Here is an 18,235-nt window from a genome sequence, read left to right on the forward strand (position 1 = left end):
TTATAAATGAAAAATAAATTAAAATTTTAAAGGATTTAATATTTCTGCACCTTCTAGTGATAGCTTCTTGCCTTGAAAATGTGTTTTACAAAAAGAAACAATTAAAGCATGAAAAATTTGATACAACTCATAAAGTTTACATTCTTTTCCTATTAAAGTATTTAATTCTTGCTGATGCTTAGCTATATCTTGTTTTAAAAATTCCGCCAAATCTTCATAACTTTGATACTCACACCCTAAATACTGTGTGATTTTGGCGCTGTATGCATCTACAACTAAAAATTCTTTTTTACAAATATAATTTAAAATGCCATCAGCACTTTCTTGACCAAAACCCTTAATACTTAAAATCCACTCTCTGTCTACTTGCACTTTAAAATCTTCAAAAGAATCAAAATCTTGAAAAAACTTTTGGATAAAATTTTTTATATACTTTGCCTTAGTATTATAAAACCCACTAGGTTTGATCAAAAGTGCTATTTCTTGCGTATTTAATCTATGTAAATCCTCTAGCGTGGTAATGTTTGCTTGTTTTAAATTTACCAAAGCTTTTAATACATTTTTCCAGTTTGTATTTTGAGTTAATACCACAGATACTAAAATTTCAAATTCACTTAGACCATTATTTTCAAGCCATTCAAAATCCTTGTATTTTATATTTGCATTAATTAAGGCTTTAAAAATTTCATACCCACTCATACGTTTTCATTCTTTCTTAGATACATCAATACCGCCTCAATCACATCATCATCATCTTTACTTTTTGCTTTAATCACTTCTTTGCTCTCATCATCTTTAACAAAACAAATATTTTGTTCATAATTACTTACTAGCTTATAATGCTTACTCGCTAAAATTTTTATGATGATTAGATCTAAAAACTGTTTTGTGAAAATATCGGGCTTGCCAAAACGATCATTCATTTCGCTTTCTATTTCATATACCTCATTCACATTCATACATTTACTTAACCTTCTATAAAGCTCCAATCTTAAACGATCTTCGCTGATATATTCACTATTTAAAAATGCATTGATATTTAATTTTAGGTCAATTTTCTTTTCTTTGAGTTCTTCTTTTTTACTTAGCTTATTAATCTCATCTTCTAACATTTTAAGATACAAACTATAACCAATTTGTTCTATATGTCCACTTTGATCCACACCTAACAAATTTCCACCACCACGAATTTCTAAATCATGGTAAGCAAGCACACTTCCTGAACCTAGATAAGAATTACTTTCTAAACTTGTAAGTCGTTTTAAAGAATCTTTTGTGATCTTTTCTTTATCTTCAATGAGAAAGTAACAATATCCCTGCTTAGCGCTACGTCCTACCCTTCCTCTAAGCTGGTGCAAATCAGCCATGCCAAAACGATCTGAATTTTCTACGATAATAGTGTTAGCATTAGCTAAATCGATACCGCTTTCAACTATAGAAGTACAAAGCAATAAGTCATATTCTTTATTTTCAAATTTAATCATCTCTTCTTCGGTTGTTTTTGCATCGATTTTAGAATGCAAGATTAGAATTTTTAAACTTGGAAATAAATCCAAAAGATATCTTTTACAATTTTCAATACTGGCTATATGATTATGTATATAAAAAATCTGCCCCGCTCTTCTTAATTCTCTAGAAACAGCTTCTTTAATCAAAGCATCATTGCTTTCTCTGACAAAGGTACGCACATCTAAACGATCTTCAGGAGGAGTTTGTAAAACACTGTATGATTTTAAAGAGCTAAGTGCTTGATTTAAACTTCTTGGTATAGGCGTAGCTGACATAGATAAGATATGCGAGTTTTTACTTAACTCTTTAAGTTTTTCTTTTTGTTTTACACCGAATTTATGTTCCTCATCTATCACCACTAAACCCAAATTTTCACACTCAACCCCTAAAAGCGAGTGTGTACCAACTACTACACAAGGTTTATTTTCTTTTAAAAATGCCAAAACTTGTTTTTTTTCTTTTGTGCTAGTAAAACGGTCTAATTTAAAAACCTCTATATCAAAAGGATCAAACCTTCGCTTTAAAGTTTTAAAATGCTGCGCTGAAAGCAAGGTTGTTGGTACAAAAAACAAAGCTGTATAACCACTTTTTACACATGTAAAAATAGCATTCATAGCGATTTCTGTTTTTCCAAAGCCCACATCGCCACTTAAAAGTCTATCCATTACTTGCATACTTTTCAGATCTTGACTAATCTCTTGGCACACTTGAAGCTGATCTTTGGTATAGAAAAACCCTGCTTTATTTATAAACTCATCTTGTAATTCTTGAGTGATTTTTAATTCTTTTGCTTTTATCAATGCTCTAGCTGCTGCTAAAGATACAATATTAGAAGCAATAGCAAAAAGTTTTTCTTTTAATCTTTCCTTGATCTTTAAAAAGCTCCCCTTGCCAAGCTTATCCAACAAAGGTATACCACCACTTGCGCCGATATATTTGTCAATCATGTATAAATTTTCCACAGGCAATAAAAGCTTATCGTTATTTAAATACCCAAGCGCTACAAATTCTTTTCTAGCTCCTGTTATTGCAATGATTTCAAGTCCTAGAAATTTAGCTACACCATAATCCTCATGAACAACAAAGTCTCCTACCCTAAGTTCATCTATAACTAAGCTTGCTTTTCTAATTCTTTTACTTTTTTCTTTTTTGTTCAAAGAAATGATCAACCTATCTTGAGTGATAAGATTAACCCTTTCTTGTGCAATTTTTAACTCCACATTAGAAGTATCTTGTAAATTTAAAGCTTTAAACAAAGCTTCGTTTTTTGCCAAAACTATAATATGTTTGTCTTTGTGAAAAGTAAAAAAATCCTGATTATACGCACTAACTAAGTCTTTATATAATCTTGCTTCAGGTAAGATATTTTGGTTTATCCTACTAATATCTTCTTCATAATCACTTACATCAAATTTTTTAATACTTACAAATTTTAAATTTAAATAATCACAAAAATCATCAATACACCAAAAACCCAAAGAATTTATATCATTCACAATACTTTGGCTTTGGAAATTTTGAATTTTTTCTTGTAAATTATCATACTGTTCTTGATTAAAAGCACCTAAAAAAGGGCAAATTTCGATCATAGAAAGCTCGTTGGGGATTGACTTTTGCGTATTGATATCAAAATACCTAATACTTTCCACCTCATCAGAAAAAAGTAAAATTCTAAAAGGTTGCTCTTCGTTAATCGCAAAAATATCAATAATATCTCCACGTATAGAAATTTCACCTTTATCTTGAACAATATCAACAAATTCATAACCACTATGTAAAATTTCCTCTTTAAACTTTTCCAAAGCAAGCAATGAATTTCTTTTTAAAGTGATATTTTTTAAATGTTTTTGACCTGGTAATTTTTGTAAAACTGTCTTAATAGGAGAAATTAAAATCTTTTTTTCATCTTCTTTATAATAAGCATTTAAAACCTTACAAATTTCAAAAAGCTCTTTAGAAAAAGATCGTAAATCGCTACCAAATTCAGCCCTAAAATCAGGTAAAACAAAGGTTTTAAATTGCAAAAATAAACTAACTTGAGCTAGTTCATCTGCTTCTTTATCATCTTCACAAACAATAAGCTCAGGCTGGTTGTTTAATAAGTATTCGTATAATTTAGCTTGCATTATCTGAATTTTCTACACTAACATCAATGGTAGCGAGTTCTTCATCTTTTTCTACAATCTTACTACTTCCATTAAATTTACCACCATTTTCTATACTTAGTTGCTTGACTATGATATTACCATTTAACACACCGCCAGATAAAATTTCTAATGAATCAACTTGCATTTCCCCTTCAAAAACACCATTGATAACAATTTTACTCGCTTTTACTTGTCCTTTTAACACACCACTTTTACCTATAACTATAACATTGGAAGAATTCACCACTCCAGTGATTTCTCCATCTAAATGTAACATAGAATCAAAGTAAAATTTTCCTTCTATTTTTGCTCCGTTTGAAATGACTGTAGTTTCGGATACTGTAGCAATAGAGCCTTTATTAAAGATTGCCATGGAACTCTCCTTTCTTTTTCAAAAATTTGTTCATAATTCTTTCGGTTTAAATCTATAAAAATTTTAGGATCTAAAAGTTTATTAATAAATCTAACCTCATAATGCAAATGCGGACCTGTTGAAAGTCCGGTATTTCCCGTATAACCTAGCAAATCACCTTTTTTTACAAATTGACCCGCTTTAACCACATCTTGGCGTGTCATATGCGCAAAAACTGTTTTAAAACCAAAATTATGGATCAAAATCACTGAATATCCATAGCCATTATTACTATAAGCAGCATATTCTACTACCCCATTTGCAGGAGCATAAATAGGAGTTTTTAACGCGGCTCTTAAATCAATTCCTGGGTGAAATTCTTTTTTATTTAAAATAGGATGATGTCTCCAACCAAAATTACCCGTAACGCCCTTATCCTCTATCACATGACCATTTGGAATTTGCGTTAAAAACAAATAAGCTTGATCGTTTGTAAGCTTAACCTTTTCTAATCTTTCTGGTATATCCAAACTTTCATCTTGCTTTAAACCTAAATTATCTTCAATATCTGCAAGCTGGGTTTGAAGCTCATCATATAAAGCAGTTTTTTCCTCTAAACTTTTTTGCATACTTTCATTTTGAGAGAATAACTTCGTGTTTGTAGCTGATAATGCTTCTTGCTCTTTTAAAAGCTCTGAACGCTTATCTGCTAGATAATTAATATACAAGGCACCCAACACAATAACGATAAAAACAAAAGAAGTAAAATAAAGCACTACTTTTTTAATAATTTGACTTAATAAAAAATGCCTAGAACCATTGACATCTGTTATAGTCAAAGTAAACTTATCTTTCATTATTTCCTCTTAAAAAATTTTCTACCAATACAAAAGATCCAAACACCAAATACAACTCATCTTTTTTTATAGCCTTAAATTTTTGATAAGCAATATTTAATTTTTCCAAATTTTCAAGCAAAACAGAACCCGCCAAAGGTCTATCTCTACTCTCATATTCATAAATCTCAACTATTTTTATAATAGGTTTTAAAACCTTTAAAATTTTATAAGAATCTTTATCTAAGAAACAATTATAAACTAAGTGAACTTTTTTTTCCTTGAAAATTTCAACCAAAGCCAAAGCAGCCATCTCATTATGCCCCACATCAACAAATACATTTTGGCTAACTTGCTCACATCTTCCTCTTAAATCAAGCCTTGGTAAAGAGATGATGCTTTGGATTATTTTTGTCTCATCATAAGCACAAATTAAAGCTAAAGCTTCCAAAGCCATCAATAAATTCTCTTTTAAAAAAGGCGCTAATTGATTTTTATTTATGTATTCTTGCACATATTGGTTGATTATTTCATTTTTATTCCAAGAACTTACATATAAATGGGCTTGTTTTAGCTTGGAAATTTTTTGAGCTAGACTTAATACCTTTGGCTCTTGATTACAACAAATCAAAGCATTGGCGCTCATGGCTTTTAGTTTTGTTCTTGCTATTTCTTCTAAATTTTTACCTAGTAAATCTTGGTGATCAAACCCTATTTTAGTATAGATGCTAAAATCCCTTTCAAACACACTAGTAGCATCATACTCCCCACCTACTCCGGCCTCTAGTATAATATAATCACAATTTTCAAAAACAAAAAAAGCCAAAAAAGTTGCATATTCAAAATAACTTAATCTTTTTACATCTTCTAAAAAAATGCTTTCTAGTTTCTCATGAGCTTTGTCCAAAAGCTCATCACTTACAACCTCTCCATTGAGCCAAAATCTTTCATTAAATTCAAAAATATGTGGACTAGTATAATGTCCTACCTTATAACCTTGTTTTAAAAGTAAAAGAGCTAAAAATCTACCTGTGCTACCTTTACCATTGGTTCCAATGATTTGAATGTTTTTAGTTTTTACAAAATGCTCTTTGTATTTTTCATACATACTCATCATGAAAAATCTACTAATTTTTTGCACATGCATTGTTTTTTGTGAAAGAACTTGTTGTAATTTCATTTTAGGCTTTATGGATTAACTCTTTTAAAATATCGCCATCTGGAAATTCTTTTTTTTCTATACAAGATGATGTAATGACTAACTTTACCACTTCTTCTTTATATATAAACTTATAATCATCAATCATTTTCAAGGCTTTTTCTGTAAAAATTTGCGCCTCTTCTAAATTTTTCCCTGGTAAAATAATCAAATAAGAACTTTCATCTAAAATCCAAATTTCACCTATGCTTTTACATAAATCTTTAAGCGTTTTTTTAAACTTTACACTGATAGTTTTAAAACTATCAATACCATAAGTATTAATCACATGTTCAATATTATCAACCTTGAAAAAACACAATGCATAATTAACTGCGTACAATCTATAGTTTTCATCAAGTTTTTTAAGTTCTTGAGCAAGATTCCATTGTTCTCTTTGCTCATCATCGCTAGTGGCTTGAATTTGGGTTTTAATTTGAGCTATTTGCTCATTAGCATACAAAAGTTTATCTTTCAAAGTATCAAAATTAACCTGTACGTTACCATTTTCATCTTTAGCTAAAGCATTAATGAATTTAACATCTTCTTGACTGTTGTTATAAAGCTTTGAAACCATCTCATTTAAGCTTTCTAAGTGCTGATTAAAAAAAGAAAGATTTTTTTGTATATAGTATTTATCTATGGCCTCTTTTTTTTGCAACATCAAGCAATACTCGTGTGCAAATTCTTTTCTAGCTATTAATTTAGGATTATCTTTTAAACTCTGCCTAAATTGCTCTAACTCTTTGCTTTCTCCAAACAAAGGCTCCAAAGAAAGCAGTAAAAGTTCTGCTTGTTTTTCATAAGATCGCTCTTTAAGCATAGCAATAAGTCTTTCAACTAAGGAGTAAAAATCCAAAAAAGCTCGAATATTAAATTCCTCTAATTTTTTTAAAAGCTCTCCATCTTCATAAGATTTTTCAAGCTCTTTCCATTTTGCCCTTAAAAGATAAATTGTTTCTATATCCATCGCTTGAGATAGTCTATGTTGGGTAATTTGTGCTAGCTCTTTGATCTTTTTGTCTTTACTAATGCCTAATTGTTGAATAATCAAATCTAACAAAGCATAAACATCTTCATATTTTCTACTTACTTGTCTATTAAGTCTAGAAACCAAAAACATCAAAAACTCATCAATCGTACGAATGCTTTTTCTTTTTAACTCTTGTTTATATGTATCATCTAAGAGATTGGTGTATTTTTCTATCCTCGCTTTATTAAAACTTATCACCCCTGCTTTTCTAGCGCACTCTTCAAACACTTCGCTATAATTTTCAGGAGTGGGGTGTAGTTTACGTTCTTTTAATTTAATTAATGTTTCTTTTGCAATTTCATTAATATGACTTGGCATTATAACCCTTAATAGCTATAATAGAAACAAACTCATCAAAGGCTTCACTTGAGGCATTTTTAATCGCTTCAAATCTAGCTTGATCACTGATGATAGAATTAGGATTGATATCAAAGTTATAACTTCCTTTGGTATTAACAAGTTCTTCTTTTCCATTTTTATAACGCATTAAAAATTCCAAATAAAGCTCCGCTTTGTAGTTTACAACATAACCATTTTTATCATACACCATAGGGTGAAATTCAAGTTTTTTCATTGTCACTATGATGGAACTATCAGCATTATACTCATCTGTAATTTTCCTGCCTAACTTATTTAGCATCGCTTCTCTTAGAATATCTGTGATATATACGCTATTTCCAGGATCTTGCTTGCTGATATTGATTTTTAAAAAAACATTTTCACCTAAAACCCTACTTGCCATTTGAGATGATGGAATATATCCACAAGCTACGATCAAAAATGCAAAACAAAATACAAAGTATTTTTTCATTTAACCACCAAATTGACTAATTTTTTATCAATATAAATTTCTTTAATTATCTCTTTACCTTCTAGCCATTTTGCTACGCTTTCTTTAGCTTGGATTAAAACCTGCTCATTATTAGCCTCTGAAGCAATCTCAATCTGCGCTCTTTTTTTACCATTTACACTAATGGCGATATTAAAACTATCTTTTACAAAAACTTCATTTTTAAGCTCTAATACTTTGAAATTTTCACAAGTAAACAAATGCTCACTCAACTCAAAGCAAACATGTGGGATAATAGGCTCTAAAATATTTAAGATAATATAAAAAGCTTCTTTTAAGATCTCTTTGTGATTGATTGCATTTAATGCATTTAGCGCTTCCATACAAGCAGCTATTAAGGTATTAAAAGCAAAGCTTTCCTCATAAACTTCAAAAGATTTTTTCAAAGCTTCATACACTTTCATTCTAGCGTATTTTTCATCCTTACTTAAACTTTGATGATCAATCTCTCCTAGTTTTCCACCTTCCAAACTTATAGCTTTTTCATATAGTCTATTAATAAATTTAAATGCACCTTCTAAGGCACTATCGTTCCATTCAAGTTCCTTAGCAGGTGGTGCAGCAAATAATATAAACAATCTTGCACTATCTGCACCATATTTTTCTATAATATAATCTGGATCAACCACATTGCCCTTAGACTTACTCATTTTGGCGCCATCTTTTGTCACCATACCTTGAGTTAGTAATCTATTAAAAGGCTCATCATCTTTTAAATATCCTAGATCTCTAAGTGCTTTTTGGAAAAATCTAGCATAAAGCAAATGCAATATTGCGTGTTCAATCCCGCCAATATATTCATCAACATTCATCCAATAATCAACACTTTTTTCATCAACTGCTTTTTCTTGCCATGTTTTATCATCGCTTGCAAAACGTGCAAAATACCAAGAACTTTCAAAAAATGTATCCAAGGTATCACTTTCTTTTTGTGCCTCTTTACCACATTTTGGACAAGCACACTTTTTCCATGTCTCATGTTTATCTAGTGGATTGCCCTCACCATTAATCACCACATCTTCTGGTAAGGTAATAGGTAAATTTTCTAACTTTTGAGGAACCAATCCACAGCTATTACACTTAATCATAGGGATAGGAGCGCCCCAGTATCTTTGTCTAGAAACCCCCCAATCACGAATTTTAAAATTAGTAACCTTTTTACCTATACCCAAAGCTTCAATTTTCAAACTAATTTTTTCTCTTGCTTCATTACACTCAATATGGTCAAATTCTCCACTATTAACCAAAATGCCATCTTTTAAAGTATAACATTGTGCGTCATTTTCGTCTTTGTAGATAACTTTTTTTATAGCTAAGTTATAAGTTTTTGCAAACTCATAATCTCTCTCATCATGAGCAGGCACACTCATAACCGCTCCACTACCATAATCACTTAAAACAAAGTTAGCTACCCATAAAGGAATTTTCTCTTTATTTAGTGGATGAATAACATGGAGATTTAAAAAATATCCTTCTTTTACCGCAGCCTGTCTTTGACGTGGGGTTTGGTTTTGTATATTTTGAATTTTAGCAATCACATCTTGATCTAATAGCTTTTTTTCGATTAATTCATTTACTATTGCATGATCAGGTGCTAAAGCGATATAAGACACACCATAAATTGTTTCAGCTCTTGTGGTAAATACATTGATTTTTACCGCATCAACTTTATCATTTTCTTCTAGATCAAAATCAAAACTAAGTCCTGTGCTTTTACCTATCCAGTTTTCTTGCATGGTTAAAACTTGATTGGGCCATTTTCCTTCAAGTTTTTTTAAATCCTGCAGCAACTCATCTGCATAGGCAGTGATTTTTACATAATATCCTGGCATTTTCTTACGAACAACTTCATGCCCACAGCGCCAACATTTACCATCTTCAACCTGCTCATTAGCTAACACTGTTTTATCATTTTCACACCAATTTACTTCAGCTTCTTTAGTATAAATTAATCCTTTTTCATACATTTTAATGAAAAATTCTTGCTCAAATTTAGTATACAAAGGATCAGAAGTTGCAAGCATTCTTTTTTTAGAAAAAGAAAATCCTAAAGAAGCGAGCTCATTTTGCATGTAGTCAATATTTTCATAAGTCCATTTTTTAGGGTGAATGCCATGTTTTATCGCAGCATTTTCAGCAGGCATACCAAAGCTATCAAAACCAATGGGATGTAAGACATTAAAGCCTTTTTTTCTATAATATCTAGCCATAGCATCACCAATGCTATAATTTCTCACATGTCCCATATGAATTCTACCACTTGGATATGGAAACATAGATAAAATGTATTTTTTAGGCAAAGAAAAATCATCTTTTGGTTCAAAATACTCTTTTTCTTGCCAAATTTTTTGCCATTTTTTTTCTATTTTACCTGCTTCATATGCCATTTTCACTCCTAGTTTTCTTCTTGATTTTTCACTGAATCTACTATAACTAAAATCATCGAAAAGATATTAGCTATCAAAGCTCCTATCGCCAAAGTATAAACCATCACATTGGCTTCTGGGTTGATTTGAATTAAAGCAAAAGCTGGAATTAAATGCAAATCCGCCACTAAAGAACTTGCAAATAACTCAGCTGCTAAGAAATTTCTAACTCCAATTTTCAATAAAGTAGAAATCAAATTTACACAAGCTGCAATAAATAATGCAACCTCGTTTTGATCATATAAAAATCCTGCGGTTGTAGTTAAACTCATTAAAGCAAAAAAGATATAAATAACCTTACCCCAATTCATTTTTACACTGTTCCTTTTTCATACATCGATCTTAATTTTTCTTTTTCTTGTTTCTTTTTGATTTTTTCTAATTCTTTTTGGCGATATTGTGCAACACTAAATTTAAACCATAAAAGCGCTGGACTTGCCACAAAGATAGAACTTGCAGTACCTGCTACAATCCCCACTATCATGGTTAAAGCAAAGCCCTCTATCATCGATCCACCAAAGAAATAAAGCACCACTACAGTAATTAAAGTTAAACCTGTAGTCAAAGTTGTTCTTGATAGAGTTGCTGAAACTGATTCATTGATAATGAGATCAAGTTTTGAATTTTTACTAGTTTTAACACCTTCTCTAATCCTGTCAAAAATAATGATTGTATCATTTAAAGAATAGCCAAGCACTGTTAAAACAGCCGCTAAAATATCTAAATTTACATCAATTTCAAATAAAGCAATAGCGCCCAAAGTAATAACAATATCATGAATTTCACAAACTATAGAAGCCATAGCAAAACGCCATTCAAATCTTATTGCTAAATAAATCAAAATCGCAATCAGTGAAATTCCTACTGCCATAAGACCTTTATTGCGTAATTCATCACCTACTTTTGGACCTACCACATCCACACGGCGCACCTCAAAACTACCAGTTCCTTGCAATAAGTTAGCAATACTCACACCAATATCACTTCCCAAGCTATCGCTACTTCCTGAAAAACGAATGATTACTTCATTATCACTACCAAACTCAGTTACACTTGCACCTTTTAAATTTTCATTAGCAGCTAAAGCATTACGAATTTCAGCTAGTGGCGCTTTTTGCTCATACTGCAACTGCACTAAAGTACCGCCAGTAAAATCAATTCCAAAATTTAAGCCCTTAGTAAAAAGAACTACAATAGAACCAAAAAATAAAATAAAAGATAAAGAGATTGCTGCAAATCTCATTTTCATAAAATCATAAACATGTTTTTGACTAAAAAATTGCATCAAGGTCTCCTATATCCAAACCATAATCTCGTATTATTGCTTTTTTCCATACGATTCATAAACATTTCAAACATACCATGAGTTCCTATAATAGAAGTGATCATAGAAACCAAAATACCAATACTCAAAGTTACTGCGAAACCTTTCACAGCACCTGTACCATAAGCATAAAGCGCTATTGAGGTAATAAGCGAGGTAATATTAGCGTCTAAAATTGCACTCATAGCATGCTTGTAGCCATTTTCCACACTTTGTCTTATACTAGCACCCTCACGCAGTAATTCTCTGATTCTTTCATTAATAATAACATTAGAGTCTACTGCCATACCCACAGTAAGAACAAGTCCTGCCATACCAGGTAGGGTTAAAGTTGCTCCAAACATCGCCATTACAGCAATGATAACCAAAATATTTGCAACCAAAGCAATATTTGCAAAAACTCCCGCTATGCCATAATACATCACCATAAAAGCAATAACCAAAATAGAAGCACCCGCTAAAGCTATCATACTCATTTTAATACTATCAGCACCCAAAGATGGTCCAACACTTCTTTTTTCAAGCATTTTAACCGGTGCTAAAAGCGCCCCACTTCTTAAAGCAATCGCCACATCATGAGCTTCTTCGACAGTAAAACTACCACTAATTTGCCCACTACCCCCGCCTATTCTTTCATTAATTCTTGGTGCTGAATAAACCTTATCATCTAAAACTATAGCTAAGCGTTTACCTACATTATTTCCAGTATAATCTCCAAATTTCTTCGCACCTTCTGAATTTAAAGTAAAATTAATCACAGGAAGATTATTGCTTTGTGCAAAACCTACCTTTGCATCTGTTAGCATAGAACCATCAAGAATTGGTATAGATTTTACAAGATATTTAATTTGTGGATTTTTCGCATCTTCAAAAATCAAATCTCCATATTCAGCTGCTTGGCTTGGTGTGAGATTGTTTACTTGATCCATTCTAACATCATCTACTTCCATTAATTGCAAATGTGCCGCTTTTGCAATAAGCTCTCTAGCTCTAGCTTCATCTGCAGCAGTTTTTATACCTGGAAGTTCTACTAAAATTTTATCCTCACCCGATCTTGCTACATTTGGTTCTGCAAGACCAAATTGATCTAGTCTGTTTCTGATTGTTTCAACAGCTTGCAAAATAGCTTGTTCGTGAGTTAATTTGATTTCTTCTTGGGTTAAAGAAAGTGTGTAGTGTAAATTATCAGTTGTAATGGCCAAACCTTTAATGTCTTTTAACAATAAATCCACCTTGGCCACATCATTATCATCTAATAAGGTAAATTCAATACTAGCATTATTAACTTTGATTTTATCAACAATAATATCTTCTTTATTGATAGAATAACTCAAAGAAGAGGCTATGGATTTAACCTTTGATTTAACTGCCTCTTCCACTTCCACGCCTAATAACATATGCAAACCACCTTGCAAGTCAAGTCCTAAATTGATCTTTGCTCCGCTTTGGGTTTGCATAAAAGAAGGTATAGAAAATACAAGTCCTATAAGAAAAACTACAAAGAAAATAATACTTCTATAAGTAATCTTTCCACTACGCATCAATTTTCTTTGCTATAAAATCTCTAGAAATTTTTACAACTACATTTTCATCATTAAGCTTAACTTTGATAAAATCCTCTTCTGGTTTTACCACCTCGCAAATTATTCCACCATTGGTGATGATTTTATCTCCTTTTTCTAAAGATGAAACCATCAATTTGTGGTCTTTTGCTTGTTTTTGTTGTGGTCTAATAACCAAAAAATAAAAAATCGCAAAAAGCACAATGAGAGGCAACAATGAAGTCCAAATATTTCCGTTTTCTGCCATTTCTTCCCCTTTTTTTTAAATTCATAAATTCTAATTCTACCACTTTTAAAATAATAAAAGCCTTTTTTTCTGCACTTTTATTGTCAAATTTTATTTATTTTTCTTTTTTTGAAAATTTACTTTTTGAATTTATCTCTCCTTTTTTAAGTATCTATGGTTTGGTATTGTTATTAAAAAGTAGAGATAAACTAGCGTATTTTTATACGGGATTTTTTATAGGAATTTTATGGTTTTGGTGGATTAGTTTATCTTCTGTTTATTTTGATTTAGCCTATTTAATCCCTTTGGAGCTTATGATAATTGGCTTGATTTATGGTTTTTTGTTTTGGGTTTGTTATTTTTTCAAATATGATTTTTTAAGACTTTGCGGGATTTTTGCACTTAGTTTTATCCACCCTTTTGGTTTTGATTGGCTAAATTGGGGTGTTTTAAGCGTATATGGCATTTTCGATGCAAGCTATCAAGGTATTATAGCTATGTTTTTAATTGCTTATTTTTATTATGAAAAATATATTTCAAGATATTATAAAATAGCGATTATATTTATCTTAGTTTTAATCGGCGCACAATATGAACAAAAACCATCACAAACTCTTGGATTAGACTATAAATTAATCCAAACCAATATCCCACAAGATCAAAAATTCATACAAGAAAACCTACAAACACATTCTAAAGATATTTTTCTTCAAATCAACCAAGCTATAAAAGAAGGTAAAGAAGTAATTATCTTTCCTGAAACAGCTTTTGCTTTTGCCTTAAACAAAGCACCTAATTATCTACAAGCCTTAAAAGAACTTTCTAAACATATTATCATTATAACAGGGGCTATCAGCACCACGCCTAACCATCTATACAATAGCACTTATGTATTTGATAATGGGCAAATACAAGTTTTTAACAAACATTATCTTGTACCTTTTGGAGAAGAAATTCCACTATTTAAAAACTTTTTTAAGAAATATCTTTTAAATATAGATGAATTTTCAAGAGGTAAAGAGTTAAACCAATATACCCTCAACAATCAACTCATTACCAATGCAATATGTTTTGAGGCTACCAAAGAAAGTCTTTATAAAGACACACAAATCATGATTGCAATTTCAAATAATGCATGGTTTAGCCATTCAAGTGAATATAAACTACAAAATTTCCTAATGCGTTTTTATGCTAATAACTATCAAGTAAGTATATATCATGCGGTTAATGGAAAAGAAAATGCGGTAATTCAACCCAAAGAAATGCTAATTTTAAAGATAAAAGATAGATTTTTAAAGCAAAACGAAGCCTAAAGGCTTCATTTTACAATGCTTTAAATTCCTCAACTGCGTCTAATTTCTCCCAAGGGTAATCAGCCTGCCCTACTTGACCACGAGCAGCAACATCAGCGTACATAAAAGTATCTTTACTTGGCTTATCAAGATTAAATTTATTTTTAATCCAATTCGGAGTTAATGGAAAAGTTTTCATTACAAAATCGCTTAAAATATCATCATTTAATCTTGTATTTGTTCCCATACAGTCTACGCTTACAGAAGTTGGCTTAGCAACACCTATCGCATAAGAAAGTTGCACTATACATTTTTTAGCAAGACCTGCTGCTACAATATTTTTAGCAAGCCATCTTGCGGCATAAAGCCCGCTTCTATCAACTTTGGTATAATCTTTAGAAGATTGTGCGCCACCTCCTATTGGAGCATAGCCACCAAAACTATCCACTATAAGTTTTCTTCCTGTTAAACCACTATCATGCAATGAACTATGGTTGACATATTTTCCTGTTGGATTGATTAAAATTCTTGTTTTTTCTGGACAAAAAAGTTCTTTTGGTAAATTAGAATCCAAAATCAACTCCATCACCAAAGCTCTTAAGTCTTCTATTTTCATACTTTCAACACAAGGAGCTGAAACTACAATAGTATGAATACTTTGCGGTTTGCAATTTTCAAAATTTTCTTTGCTAACATAATCAATAGTAACTTGGGTTTTAATATCCACACCAAGTTTATCAGGATTATTTTTTGCAAACTCATATACTTTATCACAAAGCATTCTAGCATAAGAAATAGCCGCTGGCATATATTCTTTAGCTTCATTACTTGCAAAACCAAACATAATCCCTTGATCACCCGCGCCAATTTCTCCATCTTCTTGATCAACACCTTGGTTGATATCAGGACTTTGCTCATTTAAAAATACCATTACATCTAAATCATCAGGATGTAAACATTGCTTTTTGCTAAAATGCGGATGTCCATTATAACCAATATCCGCTAAAGCTTTTTTTACAATATTTTCATAATCGTTTTTTTCAAGCTTATGTTTTGACTTAATCTCGCCACCAATGACAACTTTATTTCCTGCTACAAAAACTTCACTAGCAACCCTTGAATCTTTATCATGAGTTAAAAAAGCATCCACTATAGAATCTGCGATAATATCTGCACATTTATCAGGATGTCCTGCACTCACAACTTCAGAAGTAAATAAATACATTTTTTTCCTTTTTAATGTCATTACTAAAATATTAAAATTTACAAAATACTATCACATAGTAGCTTAAAAAACCAAAAAGCTTATTTAAGCTTTACTTTGCTAGAATAAATTAAAATTTATCTTAAAAAATAAAGGCATTGAATGAATGTATTTTCATGCGTAATTTGGCACTATAAAAATGGCAATCTTATTTTACAAATTTGCATTGGAATTTTTTTGGGGATTTTAGTTGGTATTTTCTCTAAAGATTTGGCTATTTTTGCAAATATTTTTGGCGCTTTATTTACAGGAGCACTCAAGGCTATTGCACCTATTTTAGTTTTTATTTTAATCTTAACCACAATTTGCACCAAAGAATTTAATCATGGAAGTAAAAAAATTAAACATATCATTTTTCTATATATCTTTGGTACCTTTCTTGCATCTTTAAGTGCAGTAAGTGTTAGTTTTGTTTTTCCCGTAGAGTTAGTATTAACCGATATTGACAAAGCATCTACAAGCACTCCTGCGCATATAGGTGAGGTTTTTAAAAATTTATTATTTCAAGTAGTAGATAACCCTATCCATGCGCTATCATCTGGGAATTATTTAAGTATTTTAGCTTGGGCTATAGGCGGTGGTTTTGCGCTAAGACACTGCTCAAATGATGCTAAGCAACTTTTTACCGACATTAACGAAGGGGTTTTAAAAATTGTTAAATTTATTGTCAAACTTGCACCTTTTGGGATTTTTGGACTTGTAGCAAATTCAGTAGCACAAACAGGTGCAGAAGGTCTTTTAAGCTATGCTAAATTATTATTAGTTTTAGTTTTAACTATGTTTTTTGTCGCTTTTGTAATTAATGCTTTAATTGTATTTGTATACACTAAAAAAAATCCCTATCCACTTATTTTTATTTGCTTAAAACATAGTGCTGTTTTTGCATTCTTCACAAGAAGTTCTGCTGCTAACATTCCTGTAAACATGGCTCTTTGCTCTAAATTAAACATCAATAATAGTCTTTATAGTATTTCCATTCCTTTAGGTGCTACGATTAATATGGCAGGAGCTGCAGTAACCATTGCTATATTAAGTCTTGCTGCAGCACATACAGTGGGTATTGAAATCAATTTTTTACAAGCTATGCTTTTAAGCATCTTGGCTGCTTTTGCAGCTTGTGGGGCTAGCGGGGTTGCAGGAGGATCACTTTTACTTATTCCTCTTGCTTGCTCGTTATTTAGCATTGATTATGATATAGCTATGCAAGTTGTGGCGGTTGGTTTTATTATTGGAGTGATACAAGATAGCGTAGAAACAGCTTTAAATAGCTCTACAGATGTTTTATTTAGTGCGATTTGTTCAGAGAATGAATTAAACTTAAAAATTTAGGAGGACTCATGAGGCATTTAATTACTACAAAAGATTTTAGCAATGAAGAAATTCTGGCTCTTTTTAAAGAAGCTAAAGATTTCTTAGATGAAAAACCACGCACTTATCTAAAAGGCAAAAGCGTTACAACCATTTTTTTTGAAAATTCCACTCGAACTCAATCAAGTTTTGAAACAGCAGCAACAAGATTAGGTGCTAAGGTTTTAAAACTAGATGTCTCAAAAAGCAGTTCTAGCAAAGGCGAAACACTTTTTGACACAGCAGCTAACTTAGATGCAATGTCTCCTAATGCCATTGTAGTCAGACATAAACATTCAGGTGTGCCACACATCTTAGCAAATTACACTCACTGTCCTATTGTCAATGGTGGCGATGGCAAGCATGCTCATCCTACTCAAGCCTTACTTGATCTTTTTACTATAATGGAGCATTTTAACTATGATGTAAAAGGTAAAAAAATAGCCATTGTAGGAGATATCAAAAACTCACGCGTAGCTGCTTCAAATTTGGAATTATTGCCTCGTTTTGGTATAGATATCACGCTAGTGGCCCCACCTCATTTTATGCCTAATTATCCTCTTAAAAAAACAAATAAAATAAAAGAAGTTATTGATGAAGTAGATATCATCATGAGTCTTAGAACACAAACAGAAAGACACAATGTTCCAACCTATGCATCACTTAAAGATTATGCAAATGATTTTTGCATCAACAAAGAGCTAATCAAGGACAAAAACATCATCATTTTACACCCAGGGCCTGTGCATAGAAATATTGACATTAGCGATGAAATTATGGCAGATAAAAGATCTAAAGTTTTAACTCAGGTTAAAAATGGAGTTGCCATTAGAATGGCTGTATTAAAAAAACTCATTTTAGAAAGTTAA

The 18,235-nt window shown here is 31.4% G+C and carries 16 protein-coding genes; 3 read left to right on the plus strand and 13 right to left on the minus strand.

Annotated features, from left to right (window positions below):
* Positions 1–18: 18 nt before the first annotated feature.
* Genes CKA54_RS04850 through yajC form a run of 12 tightly spaced genes read right to left on the minus strand, consistent with a single transcriptional unit; the run spans position 19 to position 13,484 of the window.
* Entirely contained in the window at positions 19–699 is a 681-nt protein-coding gene (locus tag CKA54_RS04850) for an endonuclease III domain-containing protein (protein WP_120760421.1), read from the minus strand.
* The gene (locus CKA54_RS04855) at positions 696–3,635 is read right to left on the minus strand and encodes a DEAD/DEAH box helicase (protein ID WP_120760423.1); all 2,940 of its coding nucleotides are present in this window, start codon (positions 3,633–3,635) and stop codon (positions 696–698) included. Before CKA54_RS04855 ends, CKA54_RS04850 begins: the two co-directional genes overlap by 4 nt.
* On the minus strand, positions 3,625–4,029 hold the full coding sequence (locus CKA54_RS04860) for a polymer-forming cytoskeletal protein (RefSeq protein WP_120760425.1): 405 nt from the start codon (positions 4,027–4,029) through the stop codon (positions 3,625–3,627). Before CKA54_RS04860 ends, CKA54_RS04855 begins: the two co-directional genes overlap by 11 nt.
* On the minus strand, positions 3,957–4,868 hold the full coding sequence (locus CKA54_RS04865; RefSeq protein ID WP_232087586.1) for a M23 family metallopeptidase: 912 nt from the start codon (positions 4,866–4,868) through the stop codon (positions 3,957–3,959). The genes CKA54_RS04860 and CKA54_RS04865 overlap by 73 nt, the downstream gene beginning before the upstream one ends.
* Entirely contained in the window at positions 4,855–6,024 is a 1,170-nt protein-coding gene (locus tag CKA54_RS04870; protein ID WP_120760429.1) for a Mur ligase family protein, read from the minus strand. Before CKA54_RS04870 ends, CKA54_RS04865 begins: the two co-directional genes overlap by 14 nt.
* Before the next feature lies 1 nt (position 6,025).
* Positions 6,026–7,393: a hypothetical protein gene (locus tag CKA54_RS04875; protein WP_120760430.1), complete on the minus strand. Its 1,368-nt coding sequence runs from the start codon at positions 7,391–7,393 to the stop codon at positions 6,026–6,028.
* On the minus strand, positions 7,377–7,886 hold the full coding sequence (gene lptE, locus CKA54_RS04880) for an LPS assembly lipoprotein LptE (RefSeq protein WP_120760432.1): 510 nt from the start codon (positions 7,884–7,886) through the stop codon (positions 7,377–7,379). Before lptE ends, CKA54_RS04875 begins: the two co-directional genes overlap by 17 nt.
* Positions 7,883–10,312 carry a leucine--tRNA ligase gene (leuS, locus tag CKA54_RS04885; protein ID WP_120760434.1) on the minus strand — a complete coding sequence of 810 codons (2,430 nt, stop codon included), beginning with the start codon at positions 10,310–10,312 and terminating at the stop codon, positions 7,883–7,885. Before leuS ends, lptE begins: the two co-directional genes overlap by 4 nt.
* An 8-nt stretch (positions 10,313–10,320) precedes the next feature.
* Positions 10,321–10,662 (minus strand): DUF6394 family protein, encoded by a 342-nt coding sequence (locus CKA54_RS04890; protein WP_039618681.1) that lies wholly within the window; start codon positions 10,660–10,662, stop codon positions 10,321–10,323.
* 2 nt (positions 10,663–10,664) lie between these two features.
* Positions 10,665–11,636, minus strand: coding sequence for a protein translocase subunit SecF (secF, locus tag CKA54_RS04895; RefSeq protein WP_120760436.1), 972 nt, complete (start codon positions 11,634–11,636; stop codon positions 10,665–10,667).
* On the minus strand, positions 11,636–13,216 hold the full coding sequence (secD, locus tag CKA54_RS04900; protein WP_120760438.1) for a protein translocase subunit SecD: 1,581 nt from the start codon (positions 13,214–13,216) through the stop codon (positions 11,636–11,638). Before secD ends, secF begins: the two co-directional genes overlap by 1 nt.
* Positions 13,209–13,484 carry a preprotein translocase subunit YajC gene (gene yajC, locus CKA54_RS04905; RefSeq protein ID WP_039618686.1) on the minus strand — a complete coding sequence of 92 codons (276 nt, stop codon included), beginning with the start codon at positions 13,482–13,484 and terminating at the stop codon, positions 13,209–13,211. Before yajC ends, secD begins: the two co-directional genes overlap by 8 nt.
* On the opposite strand from yajC, the gene CKA54_RS04910 reads away from it, so the two are divergent.
* Positions 13,454–14,776 carry an apolipoprotein N-acyltransferase gene (locus CKA54_RS04910; protein WP_120760440.1) on the plus strand — a complete coding sequence of 441 codons (1,323 nt, stop codon included), beginning with the start codon at positions 13,454–13,456 and terminating at the stop codon, positions 14,774–14,776. The two genes, yajC and CKA54_RS04910, sit on opposite strands and share 31 nt — an antisense overlap.
* Before the next feature lie 10 nt (positions 14,777–14,786).
* Here CKA54_RS04910 and metK read toward each other — a convergent pair whose 3' ends face one another.
* The gene (gene metK / locus CKA54_RS04915; protein ID WP_120760442.1) at positions 14,787–15,980 is read right to left on the minus strand and encodes a methionine adenosyltransferase; all 1,194 of its coding nucleotides are present in this window, start codon (positions 15,978–15,980) and stop codon (positions 14,787–14,789) included.
* Between the two features lie 141 nt (positions 15,981–16,121).
* Here metK and sstT point away from each other — a divergent pair, with 141 nt between their 5' ends.
* Entirely contained in the window at positions 16,122–17,348 is a 1,227-nt protein-coding gene (gene sstT, locus CKA54_RS04920; protein ID WP_120760443.1) for a serine/threonine transporter SstT, read from the plus strand.
* A gap of 8 nt (positions 17,349–17,356) precedes the next feature.
* Complete coding sequence (locus tag CKA54_RS04925; RefSeq protein ID WP_120760445.1) at positions 17,357–18,235, plus strand: aspartate carbamoyltransferase catalytic subunit; 879 nt, start codon at positions 17,357–17,359, stop codon at positions 18,233–18,235.

This window comes from Campylobacter sp. P255, from assembly GCF_003627915.1.
Classification (GTDB): Bacteria; Campylobacterota; Campylobacteria; order Campylobacterales; family Campylobacteraceae; genus Campylobacter_D.

What these genes read in the sequence shown, in the direction of transcription:
- CKA54_RS04850 (WP_120760421.1), bottom strand. Translation starts at nt 699, where the DNA reads ATGAGTGGGTATGAAATTTTTAAAGCCTTAATTAATGCAAATATAAAA.
- CKA54_RS04855 (WP_120760423.1), bottom strand. Translation starts at nt 3,635, where the DNA reads ATGCAAGCTAAATTATACGAATACTTATTAAACAACCAGCCTGAGCTT.
- CKA54_RS04860 (WP_120760425.1), bottom strand. Translation starts at nt 4,029, where the DNA reads ATGGCAATCTTTAATAAAGGCTCTATTGCTACAGTATCCGAAACTACA.
- CKA54_RS04870 (WP_120760429.1), bottom strand. Translation starts at nt 6,024, where the DNA reads ATGAAATTACAACAAGTTCTTTCACAAAAAACAATGCATGTGCAAAAA.
- CKA54_RS04875 (WP_120760430.1), bottom strand. Translation starts at nt 7,393, where the DNA reads ATGCCAAGTCATATTAATGAAATTGCAAAAGAAACATTAATTAAATTA.
- lptE (WP_120760432.1), bottom strand. Translation starts at nt 7,886, where the DNA reads ATGAAAAAATACTTTGTATTTTGTTTTGCATTTTTGATCGTAGCTTGT.
- leuS (WP_120760434.1), bottom strand. Translation starts at nt 10,312, where the DNA reads ATGGCATATGAAGCAGGTAAAATAGAAAAAAAATGGCAAAAAATTTGG.
- CKA54_RS04890 (WP_039618681.1), bottom strand. Translation starts at nt 10,662, where the DNA reads ATGAATTGGGGTAAGGTTATTTATATCTTTTTTGCTTTAATGAGTTTA.
- secF (WP_120760436.1), bottom strand. Translation starts at nt 11,636, where the DNA reads ATGCAATTTTTTAGTCAAAAACATGTTTATGATTTTATGAAAATGAGA.
- secD (WP_120760438.1), bottom strand. Translation starts at nt 13,216, where the DNA reads ATGCGTAGTGGAAAGATTACTTATAGAAGTATTATTTTCTTTGTAGTT.
- CKA54_RS04910 (WP_120760440.1), top strand. Translation starts at nt 13,454, where the DNA reads ATGAAGTCCAAATATTTCCGTTTTCTGCCATTTCTTCCCCTTTTTTTT.
- yajC (WP_039618686.1), bottom strand. Translation starts at nt 13,484, where the DNA reads ATGGCAGAAAACGGAAATATTTGGACTTCATTGTTGCCTCTCATTGTG.
- metK (WP_120760442.1), bottom strand. Translation starts at nt 15,980, where the DNA reads ATGTATTTATTTACTTCTGAAGTTGTGAGTGCAGGACATCCTGATAAA.
- sstT (WP_120760443.1), top strand. Translation starts at nt 16,122, where the DNA reads ATGAATGTATTTTCATGCGTAATTTGGCACTATAAAAATGGCAATCTT.
- CKA54_RS04925 (WP_120760445.1), top strand. Translation starts at nt 17,357, where the DNA reads ATGAGGCATTTAATTACTACAAAAGATTTTAGCAATGAAGAAATTCTG.